Origin of the sequence: Rhizocola hellebori (assembly GCF_016862955.1) — a bacterium.
In the GTDB taxonomy this organism is placed as follows: Bacteria; Actinomycetota; Actinomycetes; order Mycobacteriales; family Micromonosporaceae; genus Rhizocola; species Rhizocola hellebori.
Genome location: NZ_BONY01000131.1, coordinates 1 through 19,982, shown reverse-complemented (window position 1 = coordinate 19,982; position 19,982 = coordinate 1). Strand labels below are relative to the sequence as shown.

At 67.1% G+C, this 19,982-nt stretch carries 22 protein-coding genes; 10 read left to right on the top strand and 12 right to left on the bottom strand.

Going from position 1 to position 19,982, the window contains the following annotated elements; genetic code table 11:
• Positions 1-17: 17 nt before the first annotated feature.
• Entirely contained in the window at positions 18-797 is a 780-nt protein-coding gene (locus Rhe02_RS47185; RefSeq protein WP_203915120.1) for a septum formation family protein, read from the bottom strand.
• Between the two features lie 109 nt (positions 798-906).
• Between Rhe02_RS47185 and Rhe02_RS47180 the strand changes: the two genes are divergently transcribed.
• From Rhe02_RS47180 to Rhe02_RS47170, 3 genes are all read left to right on the top strand, one after another.
• The gene (locus Rhe02_RS47180; protein ID WP_203915119.1) at positions 907-1,557 is read left to right on the top strand and encodes a hypothetical protein; all 651 of its coding nucleotides are present in this window, start codon (positions 907-909) and stop codon (positions 1,555-1,557) included.
• A gap of 83 nt (positions 1,558-1,640) precedes the next feature.
• A complete protein-coding gene (locus tag Rhe02_RS47175) occupies positions 1,641-2,543 on the top strand; it encodes a GNAT family N-acetyltransferase (RefSeq protein ID WP_203915118.1) in 903 nt (300 codons plus the stop codon).
• 73 nt (positions 2,544-2,616) lie between these two features.
• Positions 2,617-2,991 carry a YciI family protein gene (locus Rhe02_RS47170; protein WP_203915117.1) on the top strand — a complete coding sequence of 125 codons (375 nt, stop codon included), beginning with the start codon at positions 2,617-2,619 and terminating at the stop codon, positions 2,989-2,991.
• Here Rhe02_RS47170 and Rhe02_RS47165 read toward each other — a convergent pair.
• Genes Rhe02_RS47165 through Rhe02_RS47155 form a run of 3 tightly spaced genes read right to left on the bottom strand, consistent with a single transcriptional unit; the run spans position 2,988 to position 5,518 of the window.
• Entirely contained in the window at positions 2,988-3,770 is a 783-nt protein-coding gene (locus Rhe02_RS47165) for an acyltransferase domain-containing protein (protein ID WP_203915116.1), read from the bottom strand. The two genes, Rhe02_RS47170 and Rhe02_RS47165, sit on opposite strands and share 4 nt — an antisense overlap.
• A 31-nt stretch (positions 3,771-3,801) precedes the next feature.
• Positions 3,802-5,022, bottom strand: coding sequence for a WD40/YVTN/BNR-like repeat-containing protein (locus tag Rhe02_RS47160; protein ID WP_203915115.1), 1,221 nt, complete (start codon positions 5,020-5,022; stop codon positions 3,802-3,804).
• Positions 5,015-5,518 (bottom strand): SigE family RNA polymerase sigma factor, encoded by a 504-nt coding sequence (locus tag Rhe02_RS47155; RefSeq protein WP_203915114.1) that lies wholly within the window; start codon positions 5,516-5,518, stop codon positions 5,015-5,017. Before Rhe02_RS47155 ends, Rhe02_RS47160 begins: the two co-directional genes overlap by 8 nt.
• 101 nt (positions 5,519-5,619) lie before the next feature.
• On the opposite strand from Rhe02_RS47155, the gene Rhe02_RS47150 reads away from it, so the two are divergent.
• Positions 5,620-6,255, top strand: coding sequence for a hypothetical protein (locus Rhe02_RS47150; RefSeq protein WP_203915113.1), 636 nt, complete (start codon positions 5,620-5,622; stop codon positions 6,253-6,255).
• A gap of 24 nt (positions 6,256-6,279) precedes the next feature.
• Here the strand turns inward: Rhe02_RS47150 and Rhe02_RS47145 are convergent, their stop codons facing one another.
• On the bottom strand, positions 6,280-8,733 hold the full coding sequence (locus tag Rhe02_RS47145; protein ID WP_203915112.1) for a proprotein convertase P-domain-containing protein: 2,454 nt from the start codon (positions 8,731-8,733) through the stop codon (positions 6,280-6,282).
• A 99-nt stretch (positions 8,734-8,832) separates the two neighbouring features.
• On the opposite strand from Rhe02_RS47145, the gene Rhe02_RS47140 reads away from it, so the two are divergent.
• Positions 8,833-9,810, top strand: a complete 978-nt coding sequence (locus Rhe02_RS47140; RefSeq protein WP_203915111.1) for a glycoside hydrolase family protein — start codon at positions 8,833-8,835, stop codon at positions 9,808-9,810.
• Here Rhe02_RS47140 and Rhe02_RS47135 read toward each other — a convergent pair.
• Genes Rhe02_RS47135 through Rhe02_RS47105 form a run of 7 tightly spaced genes read right to left on the bottom strand, consistent with a single transcriptional unit; the run spans position 9,792 to position 16,309 of the window.
• The gene (locus Rhe02_RS47135; RefSeq protein WP_203915110.1) at positions 9,792-11,105 is read right to left on the bottom strand and encodes an aldehyde dehydrogenase family protein; all 1,314 of its coding nucleotides are present in this window, start codon (positions 11,103-11,105) and stop codon (positions 9,792-9,794) included. The two genes, Rhe02_RS47140 and Rhe02_RS47135, sit on opposite strands and share 19 nt — an antisense overlap.
• Positions 11,102-12,130, bottom strand: a complete 1,029-nt coding sequence (locus Rhe02_RS47130; RefSeq protein WP_203915109.1) for a ferritin family protein — start codon at positions 12,128-12,130, stop codon at positions 11,102-11,104. The genes Rhe02_RS47135 and Rhe02_RS47130 overlap by 4 nt, the downstream gene beginning before the upstream one ends.
• Before the next feature lie 11 nt (positions 12,131-12,141).
• Positions 12,142-12,456 (bottom strand): MmoB/DmpM family protein, encoded by a 315-nt coding sequence (locus Rhe02_RS47125; protein ID WP_203915108.1) that lies wholly within the window; start codon positions 12,454-12,456, stop codon positions 12,142-12,144.
• Complete coding sequence (locus Rhe02_RS47120; protein WP_239124532.1) at positions 12,453-12,797, bottom strand: Rieske 2Fe-2S domain-containing protein; 345 nt, start codon at positions 12,795-12,797, stop codon at positions 12,453-12,455. Before Rhe02_RS47120 ends, Rhe02_RS47125 begins: the two co-directional genes overlap by 4 nt.
• Positions 12,790-13,044, bottom strand: a complete 255-nt coding sequence (locus tag Rhe02_RS47115; RefSeq protein ID WP_203915106.1) for a toluene-4-monooxygenase system B family protein — start codon at positions 13,042-13,044, stop codon at positions 12,790-12,792. The genes Rhe02_RS47120 and Rhe02_RS47115 overlap by 8 nt, the downstream gene beginning before the upstream one ends.
• A 12-nt stretch (positions 13,045-13,056) precedes the next feature.
• On the bottom strand, positions 13,057-14,541 hold the full coding sequence (locus tag Rhe02_RS47110) for a YHS domain-containing protein (RefSeq protein WP_203915105.1): 1,485 nt from the start codon (positions 14,539-14,541) through the stop codon (positions 13,057-13,059).
• A gap of 58 nt (positions 14,542-14,599) precedes the next feature.
• Positions 14,600-16,309 carry a glycoside hydrolase family 3 protein gene (locus tag Rhe02_RS47105; RefSeq protein ID WP_203915104.1) on the bottom strand — a complete coding sequence of 570 codons (1,710 nt, stop codon included), beginning with the start codon at positions 16,307-16,309 and terminating at the stop codon, positions 14,600-14,602.
• 349 nt (positions 16,310-16,658) lie between these two features.
• On the opposite strand from Rhe02_RS47105, the gene Rhe02_RS47100 reads away from it, so the two are divergent.
• From Rhe02_RS47100 to Rhe02_RS47080, 5 genes are all read left to right on the top strand, one after another.
• On the top strand, positions 16,659-17,396 hold the full coding sequence (locus Rhe02_RS47100; protein ID WP_203915103.1) for a tyrosine-protein phosphatase: 738 nt from the start codon (positions 16,659-16,661) through the stop codon (positions 17,394-17,396).
• 29 nt (positions 17,397-17,425) lie between these two features.
• The gene (locus tag Rhe02_RS47095) at positions 17,426-17,674 is read left to right on the top strand and encodes a hypothetical protein (protein ID WP_203915102.1); all 249 of its coding nucleotides are present in this window, start codon (positions 17,426-17,428) and stop codon (positions 17,672-17,674) included.
• Between the two features lie 59 nt (positions 17,675-17,733).
• Positions 17,734-18,063 carry a hypothetical protein gene (locus Rhe02_RS47090; protein WP_203915101.1) on the top strand — a complete coding sequence of 110 codons (330 nt, stop codon included), beginning with the start codon at positions 17,734-17,736 and terminating at the stop codon, positions 18,061-18,063.
• A gap of 71 nt (positions 18,064-18,134) precedes the next feature.
• On the top strand, positions 18,135-18,710 hold the full coding sequence (locus Rhe02_RS47085) for a winged helix-turn-helix domain-containing protein (RefSeq protein ID WP_203915100.1): 576 nt from the start codon (positions 18,135-18,137) through the stop codon (positions 18,708-18,710).
• On the top strand, positions 18,707-19,982 hold a 1,276-nt coding region (locus Rhe02_RS47080; protein ID WP_203915099.1), incomplete at its 3' end, for an MFS transporter. The genes Rhe02_RS47085 and Rhe02_RS47080, both read left to right, overlap by 4 nt.

The window sequence follows — 19,982 nt, the reverse complement described above, 5'->3', positions numbered from 1 at the left end:
GAAATGCGGGCACGAGGTTAACGGGGTGGGGCGGCTTTGAGGGATTTGGTGACGGCGCGGTCGGCGAGCAGGAAGCAGCGCAGGTGGCGGTCGCCGATCTCCCAGTCTTCGGGGTTGGCTTGGATGAGCCACTGGCCGTAGACACCCACGGTGGCGGTGAACTTGTCGATCTCGGCGGAGCAGATCGCCTGCGGGTCTATCCGATCTGCGGAGAGATGACCGACGTACTCGGCGTTGTGCGGCTGGTCGCAGTGGCTGGCATAGGTGGCGGCGCCGCGATCGGGGCGCTCGATGCAGCCGTATTCCAGCTCAGGCATGGTGCTGAAGCCGCCCTTCAGACTCCTGGGCAGTTTGATGACCGCACCGTGCAGCGTCCAAACCGTTACCGCACAAAGGAACCAGCGCGCGCCGTCGCGCCAGGCGGCCGGTTTGGGGGCGGCTATCCGCAGGCGAAGCTGGCGCTCTCGCCAATCGCCGCCAAAGTAGCCGGAGAACAGGTTTTCGCAGAAGGCCCACTTGTCCTTGAACTCCTCCGAGCCGGCGACGGGTGGCTCAGTGAGGGAATCGGCGAAGGTTCCGACGTGGAAGGTCTCGTATATATGAGGCTGGGTGCAGGACACCTCTTCATAGGCGACCTCCGACAGCGAGAAGGTGAACCCGTCGTGGCAGGCGCCGACCGCCGGTTTCCAGATCTCGACCGGAGGCGGCGGAGGCGGCGGGGGCGCGGGCCCGCCGCAGGCGGCCAGCAGCGCGGACAAAGCCAGCACGCAACCGAAAACCTGCCGGCGAATGCGCATTCGCTGACGTTAATACACCGCGGGCAGACTAGTACAGCGTGATCAGGCTGGTTATCAGCCGAATGGCGGAGACAGCGAGAAGGGGAGCTGTTGGGTAGAGTCCCGCGCCGTGACCGAATTGATCCCTCAGAACGCCTACCCGGCACCGGCCGTGGCGACCACGCCACCGTGTGCCTACTGCGGCTGCGCTCCGACGATTAACACCACCATCCGCGGCCACCGCGGCATCATCATTGTGATGCAGTTCCTCAGCCAGAAGGGCCCCTTCTGCCGCGACTGCGGCATTGCCACCTTCCGCGCGATGAGCAGCAAAACTATGATCCAGGGTTGGTGGGGCTACGCCTCCTTCATCATCACCCCGTTTATCTTGCTGTGGAACCTCATTCAGCGGGTAAGGCTGGGCAAGCTGAGCCCGCCCGCGCCCGCCCCCGATGGGAATTCGGGCACACCGATGGCTATCGGCCGGCCGGTGTTGCTTCGGGCCGGTGCGATCGGCCTGGTGGTCCCGCTCGCGGTGATCGGGGTCATTGGCTCTGCGTTGCTGTTCGGCCCGCCAGCCGACCACATTGGACAGTGTGTGGTGGGCAAGGAGGGCCAAGAGGTCAAGTATGTCAGTTGCGACAAGCCCAATGATGGCAAGGTCATCTCTGTGGCCACCGATCCGGACCTGTGCCCGGCCGAGGCCACCGGCTATGTGGAGCAGTTCGTCACCCGCCGCGGCTCGGAGACCAAGCTCGATGAAGTGCTCTGCCTGAAGTAGCGAAACGCTTTTCGGCGGCGGGCACCCGTGCCCGCCGCCGGCTACGGGACAAATTGGTTTGCCAGACCTGATAGACACGGCTCATGCAATTGCGAGTCGCGACCCTGGACGACGTCGAGTCGATCGCCGGCATCAGGCACACGATCTATCCCTACAAGGTGGCCAGCGTCGCCGAGCAGCGGCACATGTTCGCCAGCCTGCCCGAAAAAGCACAGGCCCAGCGGCTGGTTGCCGAGGTCGGCGGCCGCATCGTCGGCTTCGCCAACGCCATGCTGCACTGGTCCGCGGCCGCCGATGACGAGGGCGTGCTAGGCGTCAATCTCCTGCCCGGCTTCCGCCGGCGCGGCATCGGCGCCGCCTTGCTGGCCGCGTGCGAGGAGCACCTGGTGGCGATCGGGGCCAAGGTCGTCCGGGTCTGGGGGCCTGACGACGAGGCAGCCGCCGGGTTCGCCGCCCGGCACGGTTACCAGCCGGCACGATCCATGCGTTACTCCGGGCTCGACCCGCGCCGGCTGCCGCCGATGCCACCGATCCCGGACGGCGTCGAGCTGGTCACCGTCGGCGAGGCGGGCATCGATGCCGTCTACGCCTTCGACTGCGTGGCCAGCCTCGACGAGCCCGGCGATGTGACCCCGGAGATGCTGCCCCTGGACACCTGGGTCTCCCTGTATTGGAAAGCCCCCGACCAGCAGCTCGACCTGGGCATCATGGCCATGGTCGACGGCATCTGCGCGGCGGGCACGCTCGTCGAGGCCGACCTGGACACCAACCGCAGCTGGAGTGGCTTCACCGGGACCCGGCCCGACTATCGCGGCCGCGGGCTGGCCAAGCTCGTCAAGTCCGAGTCGCTGCGCCGGGCGGCCGCGGCCGGCATCACCGCCGCGTACACGTCCAACGACGCCGTCAACGCGCCCATGCTGGCGGTCAACACCTGGCTCGGCTATCGGCCCACCGCCACCGAACGATCCTTCAACAAGATTCTTTGACCGGCTGTCGAAAACGGGGCTGGCCCGTTCGTCACCTGTGTAGCAAGCTCAACCGGCGACCTAGGAGACGGCCATGAAGTACGTGATGATGATCTGCGACGACGAAAGCACCTGGGAGAACCTCAGCGACACCGACCGCAAGTCCGGTTACGACGAGATCTGGGCCCACATCCAGAAGTGGGAATCCCGCGGCCGCTACGTCGACGGCGGCGCCGAGCTGCAGTCCCGGGCCACGGCCCGCACCGCCCGGGTCAACGGCTCCGGCGAGATCGTGGTGACCGACGGCCCGTACACGGAGCTCAAAGAGCTGATCGGCGGGTTCATGATGATCGAGGCGGACAGCATCGACGACGCCATGGAGACCGCTTCGGAGTGGCCCGGCATCAAATACGGCGCCGTGGTCGAGGTGCGCCCCATCGTCACCCAGGAAATGCGCGACGCGGCTTAAATAGCCAGCCAGCCGGAGCCGATTTGCCAGTGCTTGCCTGCCTCGAGGTGTTCGATTACCTTGCGGTGCAACGGGGTTCCCGCAACCACGAAACGCTGGATCGACTCGTCGTTTTGCCGGCCGGAGTGGCTGGGGGTGAACCGGCGCTGAAACCGCAAGATGTTCGACTGCGCGGGCAGGTAGTCGCGCAGCTGGGTGTCGAGCAGCCAGGAGTGGCAAACCGCTGTCTGGTAAGGGGTTTCGGGAAAGTGGCGGGCGAAGAACGCTTTGGCCCGGCGCAGCGAGTCGTCGCAGGCCGCCGGGCTCAGCGGGCCGCAGAAGGTGGGAATGTGGATGGAGAGCACCGGCTCGCCGTCCTGGACCGTCTGCTCATATTGCAGTCTTCCTATCTGGTACCTGGTCCCGCAGAAATGCAGCTGCAACCAGTGCGGCGGATCGATGCCGGGCACATCCGTGCGCTGACGGTGAACGGCCACGTTTCGCCCGACGTCGGCCAGGGTCAGCCGGGAGATGCTCTCCGGCACGCCGCGCCCGCGATGGTAGGCCTTCACCTGCGCCAGCGCGGCCGCGTAAACCAGCACGTAGAACAGCCGAGGCGCGGACGGCAGCGGCTGGAACCGCGGCGGCGTCGGCTGCACCAGACCCATGTGGCGGGCCATGATGGCGACGTAGTCGTCCACTATGGCCCGCTGCGCCTGGGTCAACCGGATCGCGAGAACCTCGTCGATGTCCTCGTGCGGGATCGCCAACTCGACCAACGCCGCCAGCAAATCCGCCATGGCCCCGATTGTGCCTGGTGCCCTCAAGCCATCAATAGATCACCAAAGTCCACTGTCTGGCGCGGCCTTGCCCGGTACCCATAAAGAAACCTGGCCGACCGGTCGCACTATCAAAATGGCTGAGCACCAAGGTTCCGTCGGCCAGTTGCTTCACCGGGGTGGCCTTGGCGCCGACCTCCGGGATCGGCGAGTAGACGCCATCGATCAGATAGCCCGCGCTGTCGTAGTCCGACATGAGCCAGCTGCCATCGTCGAGCAGGACCCCCTGCATCCGCTCCAACTTCCACCCCGGCGGCCGGCGTTCCATCACCCACCGATCGCCGCTCAGGCGATACAGCTCACCATCGGCCGCCCAGAGCCCTACCTGCTCCCCGCTGGCCGAGAGCCTGAGTTTTCCGGATTTCTCCGGCACCTGATGCCAGGTCTTGCCCTCGTCGGGGCTGTAAGCGATCCGGGTGCCGTCGACGAGCCAGAGCCGGCCGTCGCGGCCGATCTCATCGATATGTGCGTCGGGCCCGCGCCACGGCGGCTGGTGTTCGGTCGGCCCGACGCCTGTTTTGACGAGCTGCTGGCGATCGCAGTCGGCGACGCCTCCGTCCTGCGCCTGGCCGTAGCCGGTCAGGTTGGGGCACTTCAGCGCGAAGGCGCCATTGTCGGCGAGCCTGGCCAGCAGCGGCGCCTGTTTGAATTCGTGGCGCGTATAGGTCTGTCCCCCATCCGTGCTCAGCCAGATCGCCAGGTGAGGTATATAGACCACGATGGTGTTGGCGTCCAGGAAGGTGACGATGGCGCCCCCGCCGCCGCCCGGAATCTGCGGGTAGCCCGCCTGCCGCCAGGTGCGCCCGCCGTCCGCGGTGGCGAGCAGGCGTATCCGGCAGGTCTGCGCATCGGGACACGAGCCGTCAAGCATCCACACGTGCTGTCTGTCCACGAACGACAGAGACGGCGGATGCTTGCTGACCGGCTCCCCGGGCAGCGTCACCCGGAAAGTGGTCACCGCGGGGGCGGACGAAACCGGTGGCGATGTCGGCTCGATGATCGGCTGGGTGTTGTTTCGCCCGGCGGCGAGCACGGCGAAAACCACCGCGGGAAGGCAAGCCAGCACAGCGATTGCGGCCGTGACCAACGCGCGCCGCCTGGTGCGCCCCCGCCTGGCCCGCCTCGCTACCTCGGCCAGCTCCGCCGGGCGGAAGGTCGGGGCCGCCCACTCGCTCAGATCGGCGAGCCTGTCCTCGATAGACGTCCTAGCCATGGTGCGCCACCTCCTCTTGGCTTTCCTCGAAGCACCCGGCCAGCTGGGCGCGGCCTCGCGAGAGCCATGAGCGCACCGTGCCGTCGGCCACCGACTCCTGCTTGGCTATCTCCGCGGTGGTCATGTTGGCCAGATAGTGCAGCACCACGGCGAGGCGATGCTTGTCCGGCAGCTTGGCCAGCGCCTGGATCAGCGCCACCCGGTCCGGCGACGGCTCGGGCGTGTGCTCCTCGCGCTGGCGCGACAAATAGCCCAACGTGACCTTCACCCGGCGCATCCGGCTCGTGGCCAGGTTCCAGGCCACCCGGCGCACCCACGCGAAAGGCTCGTCGTAGGCGCTGACCACCGCCCAGCGGTCGAAGGCGCGCACGAACGCCTCCTGCGCGATGTCCTGCGCTTCGGCATGGTCGCCCAGATAGGCGTATATCTGGGTGGCGATCCGGGAGAACTGCAGCGAGTAGAAGTCCGCGAAGCTCCCGGGGTCAGCTCCTGGCATACCTGTCACACGCTCGGGCGAGGGTCGATGTTGCAAAGGGGTCCCCCCAAGGATGGGCCTATATTCTCGGGAGCCATCGCCAGGGCATATAGTCGCCAGGTGTGAAGGCGTTCCCGGCGAAGGCAGCCGCAAAGACAGCTCTGGCAACGGCAGCGGTGGCGCTCGCCCTGATCTCGTCCGGCTGCACCGCCAGCGGTGAACCGGACACCTCCCCGCCGCTGCCCGACACCACCGATTCCACTTCGGACGGTGGGCTGGGCGTCAAACTGCTCACCGAGTCCGACCTGCCACCCGGCTTCTCCGAGGTGCAGCTGCCAACGGTCAAAGGCGGCATGGGCGCTCTCATCGGCTGCCCGGCGCTTGATGTGCGCCCCAGCGAACAGGTCGGCGAGGCCAGCGTCTCCTTCGCCGGAGGCACCGCCGGAAGCCTGATCACCGAATCCATCCGGATGGTCACCGCGGCGCAGAGCCGCCAGGCGCTGGAGGATCTGGCCGCCGTCCCGAAGCAGTGCAGCAACGCCAAGACCGCCAGCGTCTCCACGATGGGCACGCAGAGCACCGCGATCCGGGTCACGGCCACTCCGCCCGAGCTGGGCATCGGCATCGACGGCTACATCGTCGGCATTCGCGACGAGCAGACCGTCGTGGTCGTGGTCTTCGTCAGCCCCGGCACTGCCGACCCGGCCGCCGCCGAAGCGGTCGCCAAGACCGCCTGGGAGAAGGCCTCGCTCCAGTAGCGAGCGAGACCCTCTGCCGAGCACTTAGAAGGTCAAAGACCAGCTGTTGAGGGTACCGGTATCAAGACTGGCCTGATCGGCAACCCTCAATTTCCAGGTACCGTTGGCGACCTCGCTGGAAGCGTTGACCGTGAAGGTCGCGATGAGGTTGTCGGCGCTGCCACCGGTCCGGTTGTGCAGGACATAGAGGCTGCCGTCCGGCGCCACCAAGGTGACCACCAGATCGCCACGGTAGGTGTGGGTGATGTTCACGTCGACCTTGAGGGTGGCGGGCGCGTTGCCCGGCACGCCGGTCACCGTGATCGGGCTCTCGATCGTGGTGTTGTCCAGGATCGGGAAGTCGGTGTCGTTGGTGAATTTCACCGGCACCGGGCTGGGACTCGCGCTCGGTGACGCGGTCGGGGTCGGGGTCGGCGAGCCGGTCGGCGGGGTCCCCACCTTCGCGGTCACCACGAGGGCGTAGTCCACATCGGTGGCAGTGGTTTCGGCATGCCCGTCGCTGTTGACCGCGTCGGCGGAAACCTCGATCGTCCAAGTCCCCGCGGCCGGGCTCTGCACGAAGACGTTCTCCACCGTGTCGACGGTGTTGGCCACCCCGCCCGAGGTGGACCAGTTGCCCGCGTTGAGCCCGTTGTTGCCCCAGTAGACCGTGCCGTTGGGCGCGGTGACCTTCAGCGTCAGATCGTTGACCAGTGCCTTGGACGCCGACGGCGACGCGGCCGGATCGGTCCACACCAAGGAGGCCTTCAACGGCTGGGTGCCGTCGGTGGTCACGGTGTAGACCTTCTTGTTCCCGGCGGTGAGCAGATCGGTCTCGTTGACCAGGATCGGCAGCGACCAGCCGTTGGCCTGCGCCTGGTTGTAGAGGTTGCCGACGCTGGCGGTGCCCCAGCCCTGGTGCACGCGGGTCAGGTCGTGCGCGGTGCCGCTGAAGGTGTACTGGTTCGCCTGATTGATCATCAGCGCCTTCGCGGTCGCCGCGTGCGGACGGGCCGTGAACACGTCGCGGCCCAGGCCAGGCCCGCCGGCGAAGACACCGTCGGCCCACATCTGGAACAGCAGCCCGAAGTTGCCACAGGTGATCGGGGTCGCTCCGCTGGTACCGCCAAAGGTTGCCGTATAAGAGGTGTTGCTCGTGGACGAGGTGGTGTTGATCTGGTCGTAGTAGTTCGACAGATCCGGCTTGAGCCGCCCGTCCGCGGCCGGGCCGATGCTCGCGCCCGAGCTCCACGCGTCGTCGGTGCGCGACAGCGTGTTGCGGTGGAACTGGCCGCCGACGGAGACCACATTCTTGGCCCAGGCCTGCGGACGCGAGCTGCGGGTGCCCGCGTTGCTCTGCGACTGGCAGATCAGCAGGTCGTGGTCGAAGACGATGTCGTCCATCGCGGCGGAGATGGTGGTGTAGCTGGTGGTGAGCGCGTCACCCCAGCTGTTGCTCTGGAACACGGCCCGGTAGGTCCCGCTCGGGTCCACCAGCTGTGCCGTGTGCGCGTAGCGGTCGCTGACCACGGAATAGGCGGCGATCATGCCCTGGGCCGCGGGCAGCATTCCGGTGTGCTGGGCCGACACGCCCTGGGCGAAGATCTGGCCGTAGGTGGAGGTGCCGTGGCTGGTGTCGGTGGAGTTACCGGCGTGCACGATCGGCGGGCGTGCCGCGAACTCCTGATGGGTCACGCGCAGGCCACCGTCCATGACCTCGCCGCGTACACCCTGGCCGCGGTAGCCGCGGGCCGCCTCGATCACGGTCGCGCCACCGTCCTGGCGCGCGAGGTCCATGTCTGTCTCCGGCCCCGACCACGCGTCGATCGCCAGCACAGCCTCGTGTTCGGCGATGGCGGCCAGCTGAACGCCGTCGACTTCCGCCTCGATGAGGGCCCGGCTCGCCGAGGCCAGCTTCACCGTGCCACCCAGCGACTCGATCCTATTGATCACCGAGCCCTGGTCCACCAGGTCGCGGTTGACCAGCGAGATGCGCACCCGGCCCGGCTTGGCCTCCGGCGCGATCTTGTCGCTGGCCTGGTAAGCACCGACCCAGCGGACGAACGGCAGGGCCTTGACCGCGTCCCGGCTCTGCGCCGACATCCGCGCCACATAGGCGAAATCGGGCAGATAGGCGCCCAGCTTGACTCCCAGCCGGCGCAGCTCGCGGCGCTGGCTGTCCAGAGGCGCGGCGGCGAACTGCACGATATAGGCATTTGCCACCGCTTCGGTGCCGACCGTCCGAAGTGGATCGAAGGTGCGGTTGCGCAGATGAACCTGAGTGGCCTGCGGCATCGCCCTCGACCAGGCCCGCCCGTCGGAGCTGATCTGGAAGGTGCCGTCGGCATCGTTGAACCGGACTCGTTCGGTCTCACCCGGCAGCGATAGGGTGCGCAGGCCGTCCTGGCCCTGGGCGCCTACCCCTTGCACCGCAACGGCCGCGATGGCCGCGACGAGACCGGTGGCACCGGCGATCAAGGCACGGTGGAGTCGTTTCACTGGGTTCCTCCTCGTGGTTGGGGAAGTTGCCACGAGGCTAGCTGCGCTCTATTTCAATGTATAGATCTCAGATCGGGCCGGGTAATCTTCACCGTTGTGATGCGAGCTCATCGTTGGTGGATCGCCCTGGGCCTGTGCTTGATCCTGGCCGCGGCCGGTGGGCTCTGGTGGACGATGATGCGCCGCGGCCCCGACCCGGTCGCCTCCGCGTCGCCCGAAGCCTCCCCCTCCGCGTTACCCGAAGCCTCCCCCTCCGCGCCGCCCCTCGAGGCGTCGCCCTCGGCCTTGCCCGCGCCCACCAGCTCGCCGGCCCGGCCGGCCCAGCCCCGCCCGCCGGTGGGCACGTCGGCGAAGAAGGGCGTGAGCACGTGGAACTTCTCGGAGAACAACACGGCGCTGAAAGAGGTCGGCGCTTCCTGGTACTACAACTGGTCGGCAGCGCCCGCATCGGGCGTCACCGGGGTGGAGTTCGTGCCGATGATCTGGGGCGCGGGCTCGGTCACCACGAGCAACCTCAACCGGGCCAAGGCATCCGGCAAGGTGCTGCTCGGCTTCAACGAGCCCGACTTCGCCAGCCAGTCCAACCTGAGCGTCACCCAGGCGCTGGATTTGTGGCCGCAGCTGCAAGCCACCGGCCTGCGCCTGGGCAGCCCCGCCGTGGCCACCGGCGGCGCGACCGCGGGCGGCTGGCTCGACCGGTTCCTCACCGGGGCACGCGAGCGCGGGCTGCGCGTCGATTTCATCACGCTGCATTGGTACGGCTCCGATTTCAGCACCGCCGCGGTCAACCATCTGGCCAGCTACGTCCGGGCGGTTCACGACCGGTACCAGCTGCCGATCTGGGTCACCGAATACGCCCTCATCAAGTTCGGCTCGGGTGGCTCCACCTACCCGAGCGCCGCGCAACAGGTCGCCTTCGTCAACGGCTCCACCGCGATGCTCTCCGGGCTGTCCTATGTGGAGCGGTACGCCTGGTTCGCGTTACCGACACCCGATGAGGGCGGCGAGGGCACCGGCCTGTTCCGCAAGGGCGTGGGCCTCACCGCCGCCGGCACCGCCTACCGCGCAGCGTCGTAGCCAGGTCCGATCCTCAGGCCGCCGGTCCAGCTGGGTGGCAACGCGCCATCGCCCAGCGCCGTCAAGGGTCCTGCACTGTCCACAATGGTGGGTTGGGGCAGTTGCACCGGAAGATCGGCGGGATCGACGCCGAACAGGCAGGCGACGCCGTCGGCGTACCGCGGATGGTTGAGCCCGGCGACGATCTCCTGAGGCCGCCGCCACGTGGCAATCGTCAGGACCGGGCCGACCGGCTCTCCCGCCGATCCATCCATCGGCTCGCCGAGCGCCACCAAGGTCGGTGGCAGCAACCAGCCCATGCGATGCGCCGCGTCATCGGGGACTGCTCCTCCGCACAGGATCCGAGCGCCCTGGGCGCGCATGGAGGCGAGGTACGCCAGCGCCTTTCGCCGCATTCCTTCGGCCGGCAGCGGAGCGGGACGGCACTTGTCAAGCAGCGCAAGCACCGCCTCGGTCACCGCTTCGCCAAGGCTGCTGTGCACGGCGAGCAGCGGCAGGCTCAGCGGCCCGCCCACGCTGTGCACGGCGAGCGCCTCCACCGCCACTGCCGCCACCCGCTCCGGATCCGCATCGGGCCCGGCGATCGCCATGTTTCCGCCCGCGCGCAGCGCACACAGCCGCGCACCGGAGGCGGACCGGGCCGCCATTGCCAGCGTGCGGTCGTTCGCGCGCACCTGCAAAGCGGCCAGGCCGCGGGTGCTGAACATTTCCGCGGCCACATCCGCCCCGGCGCCCTGGACCACGTTGACCACCCCCGGCGGCCACCCCGACCCGACGGTCAGATGGGCGAACGCCACCGCGGAAAGCGGCGCCCGCAGCGACGGCTTCACCACCGCGGTGCGCCCGGCAAGCAGGTGCGGCAGCACGGCGCAGACGACCTCGGCCAGCGGCAGTCCCCAGGACAACACGTGCGCGCTCACCCCCGCATCGGCCCGCGGCACGGTGAGCAGGCGGCGGCACAAGCCCATCAGCGCCAGCACGGCCTTTCGTGAATCAGCCTGGGACAGGCCGGATTCGCAGGCCTGAAGGCTGGCCAGCGGCTCGGCGAGCGTTTCGATCTGCGACACGAGCTGGGTCACCAGGTGAAGACGCAGCGCCGGTTGCGCCGCCCACGACGGCGCGGCCGTGTCGGCTGCGGCCACCGCCCGGGCAACGTCATGGCGGCTGGACAACGGGACGACCGCGGTGACGGTGCTGTCGCGTGGGTTGCGGATCTCGAATTCGTAAGGGGCGCGCGGAAATACCCATTGCCCATCGATGAGGTTGCGCGCAAACTCGTGCTCGCCCGCGATCACACCGGATCCACCGAAAGCCCTGCGGGCTCGACCAGGCTCCGCCACCCTGCCCGGACGGCTTCGGCGATCTGCGTTTGCGCCCGGCCCGTGGACGCGGCCAGCAACTGGCTGCCGGCCTCCACCATCGCCTGCCCGCGCGGCACCCATGAGGTGAGATAACGCTGCAGCACCTCACGATTTTCCGGGCCGGCCTCGACGAGCATCCGCAGCAGCACCGTCGTCCACCGCTGCGAGCGCTCGCTGTCTCGCCAGAGATTGTCGGCGATCAGGGCATCCAAGGTGCACCCGGCGGTGGACAGCTCCAGGGCGCTCTGTTGCAGCAACAGCATGTCTGCCAAGGGTTTGAAGACCAGCTGGGTGGCGACGAAAGCCTGATCCCAGTCGTAGGTGATCAATGCGTGCTCGGCCGCCTCGCGCATAGGCTGCCACAGCGGGTGCTGCTCCCACACCGCCCGCTCACCCGTAGCGAAAGCGCGGCTCGGATGCGTGCGTTGTAGCTGCGTGGTCCGGTACGCGACAAGCTGCACCCGCCGCAGCTGGTCGGCTGTCTGGAAGGTGGCGCACGTAGCCAGGTAGCTGCCCGGTGCCAGCTGTTGCAGGTATGCGGAGAGCATCTGCTGGGCATGGGCCAGATACCGGGTCGGTGTGACACACAGGGCAAGGCGTTGCAGCGCTTCCTCGCTCAGGCCCGCGTCGTGGTCTTCCCGATCGAAGCGCTCGAGCAGACCCTCCACATAGGTCTCCTGGTCGTCCTGCATCGCCACGTAGCTGCCGTAGGTCACCGCGTCCGGGTCGCGGAACGCGTCCCAGTCGGGCACCCGCAGGCTGATCGCGTCTCGATGCTCACGCAGCCAGCGGTTGCCCAGCACCTCGGGCCCGAGCTCCAGCGGCGTCGGCCGCAGCGTGTGGTTCATTCCGTGGGTGAGCACTTCGTACTCGGTGGGCCTGCGCCCCAGTTCACCGAATGCGGTCCAGGTCCGGAGCTTTCGCGTGCGGGGCTTGGCCGCCCCTTGTTCTGTCGACATCGGCGTCGTCCTCAGCTCTGATAGAACCACAAATATTCTTCTGTCCGGGTACGCAGCCGCCCCGCGAAAGACGGCATGTCCATCTCCAGCGCGGCCAGCGGCAATGGTCGCCCCAACCGCAGCTCCAGGCTGGCGCGGGTCAGCCGGCAGGTTTGCGCGGTGTGGATACGCACGTAGTCGTCGCGGTCGACGACGAACACATCGGCGCCGGGGTTGTCATCGGCCACCGCCTCGATGACCGCCTCGGCCAGCGCGCCCGACCGGATCACCGGGCCGACGAGATTGGGCTCAAGCGAAGCGGCATCCTCGACATCGAACACTGTCATGATCGAATCCCTCTTTCCTCGCTGCGGCTGACCCAGACACAACCGTCGCTCAGGCGCACCTCGTGCCGCCGCAGCCGGGCCATCGCCGGGTTCAGGCCCGCCCCCGTGCGGGCGTCAAACGACCACTCGTGAGTCCGGCAGGTCAGCGTGTACCCGTCCAGCTCACCTTCGACCAGAGGCGTGCTCTGGTGCGGGCATTCGCCGTTGTACGCGCGATATTCGCCGTCCAGCCGGAGCAGCAGGACCTCTGATCCGTCGATTTCGTAGGAGGCCATCTCGCCGTCCCACAGCTCGTCCTCGGCGGCCACCGCCACGAACTGCTCCGGTAACGGCTCAGCCACGGAACAGAACATCCAGCCACTGCAACGGAAACAGACCCAGCTCCGCCAGCCGGGTGGACGGGGGCACCAGGCGGCCGTCGAGGAACACGTCGTAACCGGCCGGCTCCTCGGGAGCCGGCACCCTGCGGCCCACACTGTGCCCGGCTACCTTCTCGGCCACCTCATCCATCGTGTCCTCGGTGTCCACGGCGACAAGGTGCGGCACGAAATCGCCGACGAACCTGCCGTAGATGGGAAAAAGCGCCATCGCCGCCTCCGCCTAGTCCGCCATCGCCGGGGCATATTCGGCCGCCCAGCGATAGCCGTAGGCGTCGTCACCCATCACGTCCGGGGTCAGCCCCATCCACTCCAGCCCGCCCGCCAGGCTCATCGGCTGGATCTGCCCGGCGATGAACCGGTCCACCACGTTCATGTGCCCGGCGTAGCGCGCCGGATCGAGGTCGAAGCACCACTTTGATATGTCGCTGTCGAACTGGTAGGTGCGTCCTTCGTAGACGCTCACCGCGGGCTCGAGATCATGGCGCGACATCGCCGAGCCCAGCGGGAGCTGAGTGACGTTGCACAGCGCGGGAAGCGTCTCGGGCAAGGTGAGGTCCATCCGCCCCGCGTTGATGTTGGCGATGATCTGATCCCAGTAACCGCCCCAGTTTTCCTCCCAGGTCGGATACTTCTCATTGAGCCATTCCCGCTCGGCCTTCGACACGCCGGCGTTGGGTTTCCAGAACAGCGTCGGACGCCAGAACCACAGGCCCAGGTGCATCGCATGGTGACCGTTCTCCAGCGAGTGCAGGAACTTGTCCCAGTACCACGGCTTGCTCAGCCCGTAGTCGGCAAGAATGCGCTCGTGATGGTTCACCACCCACTCGAGCATGAATTCCTTGAACGACATTTTCCGCTGGTCCAATGGCGTGTAGTAGTCCATGGCCGGCCCGGTCAGCGTCTGGAAGAGCCTGGTCGACCGCCAGAACGCCACGTCGATCGCCTGCTGCGCGCGCTGCGGATCGTGCTCCATGAGCACCTGCAGCGTCGGGAACCCTTGCTGCGCATGGCGCGCCTCGTCGGTCTGGATCGACGAGAGCAGGTTGGACCAGTTGACGTCGCCCGCGGCCATCGCGTCGGCGGCCAGCGCCACGAACTGAATGTTGGTGAACCCGTGTTCCACCGTGAGGCTGGTCGCCAAGGCCGCCTCGACGCAGTCTGAGCTCAGCATGATGTCGTCGAAGAAGTTCTTGACGGCCAGCACTCCCCACTCGTTGGTGTGGAACGCTTTCTGCGCCCAATCAAAGCGCGGATCGAAGCGCAGCAGGTCATGGGAGAACCGGAGATCGAGCTGCGTGTGCCGGGTCTCGTCGAGCATCCCGAACACGCCCAGATTGCGCCATCGCGGAGTGGGTGCGAAGCGGCAGAATCTGCTCTGCATGGTGACGGCCATGTACTCGACCATGCACGTGGTGCCCATGTGCAGGTGCGCGGCCGCGACGTGTGCGGGGTCGAGCTTTTGGTAGACGCCCGCGCGCAGCATGGCATCGCCGACCGCTTTGACGCCGGACTCCTTCTCCCGCTGGACCCGAACATAGTCGCGGTAGGACACCCGGAACGGCTCGTCCCACGCCTGCCATGCCTCATCAGGAATAGCGCGCTTTCCCGTCCAGCACTGCGGAAATGCCACCTCTTCGTCCACATAGGACAAAGTCCAGTCCAGGTCGCGAGAGATGTCGTACCAGTCGTCGCGGTTGAGCAACATGGCTAGGTTAGCTCCCTATGTCCGATGTCACACTAATGGATGCGAATGTGAGAATGATTTACATCATCATAGCCAGCCCGTCGTAGCTCAGTCCATGGCCGAAGGGGTAGAGCGCACCGGATCCATCGGAGCGTGGAATCGTCACCGGCAGCCGCCCGGCCGGGTTGATGTCGCCGAACAGGGCCCCGCCCAGCGCCTCGATCGCGTGGGCGGTGTAACCGTAGGTGGCCAGATAGGCCGACACCGCCGGCAGACGTGAAATGTCATATGGATTGCGCATTCCCGAGACGATTATGGGGGTACCGGTGGCCGCCAGCGCGGCGACGAAGGCCTGTTGCGCGGCGGCGGACGGCGTGGGCAGCCCGGTGGCCGCGTTGACATTGGCCGCGTTGTTCGTCGACACGACCACGAGATCCTTGCCCGCGGCGAGCGCGGCCACCTCGTCGATCCTGGCCTGCGTCGGGGTCAGGCCCGTCTCTACGACCGCGACGCTCTGGCCGCGCCGGGTGATCGCCTCGCCGATCAGCCGGGTCGTGGTCACGCCCCAACCGGTGACGAGCACGTTGCGTGGCTCACGGCTCAGCGGGAGCAGGCCGAAGTCGTTGCTGACCAGGGTTGTCGTACGGTTGGTGATGGCCTGGGCGTCGGCCAGATGCTGTGGCGCGCCAACGACTGTCGCGGCCAGCTCGACGTCGACCAGCGGGTTGTCGAACAGGCCCCGTCTCATCTTCAACCGCAGGATCCGGTAGACCGACTCGTCGAGGCGGCGGTTGGAGATCTGACCGCTGCGCACGGCTTCGAGCACCGCCGCGTAAGCGACGTCCATCTGCGGCGCGAGCACGAGCATGTCGGCTCCCGCCTTGAACGCCTCCACCGGCGCCACGTTCGGCGGATAGGTATCGGTCGCGCCGCGCATGTCGAGGGCGTCGGTGACGATGAGCCCGTCGTAGCAGAGCTCGTCGCGCAACAGGCCGGTGAGAATGGGCCTGGACATGGTCGCCGGGGCGCCACTGGGATCGACCGATCTCAGTACCACATGGGCGGTCATGATGGTGTCGACACCCCGCGCGATGGCCGCCCGGAACGGTGGCAGGTCGATGGCCTCGAGCTGTTCCCGGGTATGGGTGACCTCGGGCAGGCCGAAGTGGCTGTCGGTGGCGGTGTCGCCGTGCCCGGGGAAGTGTTTGGCCACCGCCGCCACGCCGGCGGCGTGGTATCCGTCGACCTGGGCCGCCACCAGCTCTGCGGCCAGATCTGGATTCTCGCCGATGGACCGGATACCGATCACGGGATTGGCCGGGTTGACGTTGACGTCGGCCACGGGCGCGTAGTTCTGATTGATTCCCACGGCGGCGAGCTCTGTCCCGATCACCACCGCCGACCGGTGAGCGGCGGCGGCGGAGCGGCCCGCGCCCAGCGCCATGTTTCCAGGCATCGCGGTGGCCGGCGCGGTGAGCCGGAACACCAGCGAGCCGCCTTCCTGATCGGTGCTGATGAGCAGGGGTATCGGCTTACGCTGACCGGTGGCCGCGAGCTGCAGCCCGTTGGAGAGGGTCGCGATCTGCCGCGGGTCGCGCAGGTTGTCGGCCCCGCGCCCGGTGTCGAAGTAGATGACCCCGCCCGGCTTGTACTTGCCGATGACCTGGGCCGGCGTGTCCACGCCGTAGAGTGCCTGGTTCCTGGCCGCGGACTGCGGCGACACCGTGTTGGCGTCCTGCCCGTACACCTCCACCACGAACAGCTGCCCGACCTTTTCCTCCACCGTCATGTGGCGCAACAATTTCTGAATCTTGCCGCGGATCGTCGCGTCCTCTGAATGACCAGGCCTTTCAGCGAACGCGGCGGACGGCAGCAAGACCCCAGCCGCAGCGGCCCCGGCCGCCACAAGGACGCGTCGCCTGCCGAATGAACCATGCATAGGTACCCCCGGAGATAGTCAGCGATCGAAGTTAACTCCAGGATGCGGGACAATTCCCGTCGCCGATAGATAAGCCTTACTGCCCTACTTGACTTAGTTCATAACTATCTTCCAATGTGGACGGACAACAGGGTGGCCTCGGTCACGGTGGCCCTGTTGCGGTCAGACAGGGCGGCGGCTTGCTCGTAGGGTTGATGGTGTGGAACGACACCTCAAGTTCGAGCGCCTGCACAACTTTCGCGATTTAGGTGGATACCCAGCCGCCGACGGGCGTCAGGTCCGATGGGGGCAGCTCTATCGTTCCGACAACCTGGGCAAGCTGAAAGGCGATGACCTGCAACGGTTTTCCGAGCTCGACATCCGCACCGTCATCGATCTGCGGTATCCGTTCGAGATCGAGGCCAGGGGCCGGGTGCCCGAAGCCGACGGCTTGGCCTACCACAACCTGAGCATCGAGCACCGCCCCTATTGGCAGGCCGACGTCCCCGCCGACGTTGACACGGTGAGGTTTCTCGCCGACCGCTACCTCGAAGTGGCCGAAGACGGCGTGCTGGAGATCCGGCAAGCCTTGGAAATCCTTGCCAGCGAAGACAACGCGCCCGCGGTGTTCCACTGCGCGGCAGGCAAGGACCGCACCGGCCTGATCGCCGCACTCGTCCTCTCCCTGCTAGGCGTGAGCGAGGCTGACATCGTCGCCGACTTCGCGCTGACCGGCCTGTCCACCGAGCGCACCCTCGCCGACTTCCTGGCCAACCACCCCGAACGCACCTACACCTGGCCCGACTATGGCAAGGCCCCCGCCGCGGTCATGGAGCTGTTCCTCGCCGAGCTCAAAGCCAAGCACGGCTCGGTGCACAGCTACGTCACCGACGTGCTCGGCGTCGACGAAAAGACCATCGCCGCCCTCCGCCTCCACCTTCTAACCGACCTATCTTGATCTTAGGCGACAAGAGTACGATCCAAGGTATGACATCGCCGCCGAAGAAGATCAGCATTTACCTGCCGGAGGACGTCCGTGAAGTCCTCGACGGCGTCGATAACGCGTCGGCCTACGTCGCAGAGTCAATTCGTATGCGCCGCAGGCATGAAGCCACTCGAGCGGTCCTTCGCGATGCCGGATATCTCGTCACCGACGCGGGAGTTGAGCGGATGCGCCAGCGCGTCCTCGCCCTCGACGCGCTCAACGCCGAGGCTATTGCCGCAGGTGACGAGTGAGCCGGGTCCGGGTGGTGCTCGATACGAGTGCTCTTCTTGCGTATGCCAGGCTGCGCGGAATGGCCACGGCGGAGTTGGTGGCCATGGTGGAGGAGGAAGGCGGTGCCGCACTCGTGGGCATCCCGGCAGGATGCTTTCTGACCACCTATTTCCAGCTCCGGGAAGACGAACAGGAACGCCTGGTAAGGCTGGCCACCAAAATTGACGGCGTCACGGTCATCCTTCCGCTGACCGGAACGGACACAGTCGAAGCGGTGCAGCTTGGGCCCGTAATGGGACACGCGATCGTCGAGGCCCGTCGGCGTGAGGCATATCTGGCCACCTACGACGTCTCCCAAGCCCTTCTGGAGCTGCCTGCCCGCAGGGTGCTCCCACTCGAAGACGATTGACGCGGGTATCAACAACAGGAGTTGCGCAATAGCTCTTGCGCAACTCTCGTTGTGCATGGCAGGCTGTGCGCATGGCACAGCAGAACACTCGCAAGATCACTGATTCGGGCACCCTTGCCGCGCTTGCCCATCCGCTGCGCCGGCGGCTGCTCGACATCCTGCGCGTCGACGGCCCCGCGACAGCGAGCAGCCTGGCCGAGAAGACCGATCAGGCGATCGCCAATGTCAGCCATCATCTTCGGGTACTGGGCACCAGCAACCTGATCGAAGAAGCCCCCGAGCTGGCCCGCGACAAGCGCGAGCGGTGGTGGCGCATGCCCACCGGGAGCCTGCGCTGGTCCACCTCCGACTTCGATGACGACCCGGCCGGGCAGGTCATCGCCGAGACACTGCAGCAGATGCTCCTCGACCAGCACATCAAAATTCTGCGCGATTGGTACGGCAAGGATCGCGACGAGCAGGGCGAGTGGGTCAACGGCGCGTTCTCGTCCGACAAGTGGCTTCGCCTTACCCCGCAAGAACTTTTCGAGCTCAGCGAGCAGGTCGGCGAGCTGTTCCAGCGGTGGGGGCGGCGGGAGATCCCCGACGACGGCCAGCAGCGCGAGCCGGTGCTCGTCTTCGCTTACGGGATGCCGGCCAAGCCATGACGACGATCCTGGGCTCCCCGCCGGTCGCGCCCGCGGAAGCGGCGGAACACCGAAGCCTGTGGCGGGACAACGACTTCCGGCTGTTCTGGATCGGTGAGACCACCAGCAAGCTGGGCGGCAGCATCAGCGGCGTCGCCATCCCGCTCGTGGCCATCACCGTGCTGCAGGCGAGCACCTTCCAGGTGGGCATGCTCACCGCCGCGTCGTGGCTGCCGTGGCTGCTGATCGGGCTACCGGCCGGGGCCTGGGTCGATCGGCTGCCGCGCCGCCCGCTCATGCTGATCTGCAACGTCGTCTCGATGGTGCTGCTGCTCAGCGTCCCGGTGTGCGCCTGGTTCGGGCTGCTGACCGTGGAGCAACTGCTCGTCACGGCGTTGCTGACCGGGTCGGCCAACGTGCTGTTCCAGACCGCCTATCAGGTGTTCCTGCCGTCGCTGGTCGGCAAAGAGCGGCTGCCGGAGGCCAACGCCAAGATGCAAGGGGCCGAGTCGGCCACCCACATCGCCGGGCCTGGGCTCGCCGGGATCATCGCGGGTGCGGTCGGGGTGCTCGGCGGGCTCTTCGCCGACGCGGCCAGCTTTCTGGTGTCGACCCTTTGCCTGTTGCGGGTTCGCGCGGCTGAAATCGGTACCCAGAAAAGGAAAACGTCGTTGCTGCGAGACATCGGTGAGGGGTTGCGCTTCGTGGCCCACGACCGGTATCTGCGCGTGTTCACCGTCTTCGGCGCGGCCAGCAACCTGGTGCTCACCGGATACCAAGCCATCCTGGTGGTGTTCCTGGTCCGCGAGCTCGGCCTGGGTACAGGCATGGTCGGCGCGCTGCTGACGGCGATGAGCGCGGGCGGAATCCTCGGCGCACTGTGCGCGCGGCGGATAGCCAACCGCTTCGGCACCGCCCACGGCACCATCATCACCCTGCTGTGCACCTCACCGTTCGCGATGCTCATCCCGATGAGCGGCCCCGGCCCGCGGCTCGGCTTCGCGATCGCCGGTGGGGTCATCCTCGGCGGGGGCGTGGTGGCGGGCAACGTCATCAAAGGCAGCTTCCGGCAGATGTACACACCGCATGCCCTGCTGGGCCGGGTCACCGTGAGCGCCCAGTTCCTCAACTACGGCACCATTCCGCTCGGCGGCCTGCTCGGCGGAGCCCTGGGCGGGGCCCTGGGCCTGCGGCCAACCATGTGGCTGATGACCGCCCTGGTCGCGCTAGCTCCCCTCATCCTCCTGATCGGCCCCATCCGCACCAACCGCGACCTGCCGCAACATTGGCGCG

Coding starts and splice junctions, on each gene's coding strand:
- Rhe02_RS47185 (WP_203915120.1), bottom strand. CDS start 797: ATGCGCATTCGCCGGCAGGTTTTCGGTTGCGTGCTGGCTTTGTCCGCG.
- Rhe02_RS47175 (WP_203915118.1), top strand. CDS start 1,641: ATGCAATTGCGAGTCGCGACCCTGGACGACGTCGAGTCGATCGCCGGC.
- Rhe02_RS47170 (WP_203915117.1), top strand. CDS start 2,617: ATGAAGTACGTGATGATGATCTGCGACGACGAAAGCACCTGGGAGAAC.
- Rhe02_RS47165 (WP_203915116.1), bottom strand. CDS start 3,770: ATGGCGGATTTGCTGGCGGCGTTGGTCGAGTTGGCGATCCCGCACGAG.
- Rhe02_RS47160 (WP_203915115.1), bottom strand. CDS start 5,022: ATGGCTAGGACGTCTATCGAGGACAGGCTCGCCGATCTGAGCGAGTGG.
- Rhe02_RS47155 (WP_203915114.1), bottom strand. CDS start 5,518: ATGCCAGGAGCTGACCCCGGGAGCTTCGCGGACTTCTACTCGCTGCAG.
- Rhe02_RS47140 (WP_203915111.1), top strand. CDS start 8,833: ATGCGAGCTCATCGTTGGTGGATCGCCCTGGGCCTGTGCTTGATCCTG.
- Rhe02_RS47130 (WP_203915109.1), bottom strand. CDS start 12,130: ATGTCGACAGAACAAGGGGCGGCCAAGCCCCGCACGCGAAAGCTCCGG.
- Rhe02_RS47125 (WP_203915108.1), bottom strand. CDS start 12,456: ATGACAGTGTTCGATGTCGAGGATGCCGCTTCGCTTGAGCCCAATCTC.
- Rhe02_RS47115 (WP_203915106.1), bottom strand. CDS start 13,044: ATGGCGCTTTTTCCCATCTACGGCAGGTTCGTCGGCGATTTCGTGCCG.
- Rhe02_RS47110 (WP_203915105.1), bottom strand. CDS start 14,541: ATGTTGCTCAACCGCGACGACTGGTACGACATCTCTCGCGACCTGGAC.
- Rhe02_RS47105 (WP_203915104.1), bottom strand. CDS start 16,309: ATGACGGTGGAGGAAAAGGTCGGGCAGCTGTTCGTGGTGGAGGTGTAC.
- Rhe02_RS47095 (WP_203915102.1), top strand. CDS start 17,426: ATGACATCGCCGCCGAAGAAGATCAGCATTTACCTGCCGGAGGACGTC.
- Rhe02_RS47090 (WP_203915101.1), top strand. CDS start 17,734: ATGGCCACGGCGGAGTTGGTGGCCATGGTGGAGGAGGAAGGCGGTGCC.
- Rhe02_RS47085 (WP_203915100.1), top strand. CDS start 18,135: ATGGCACAGCAGAACACTCGCAAGATCACTGATTCGGGCACCCTTGCC.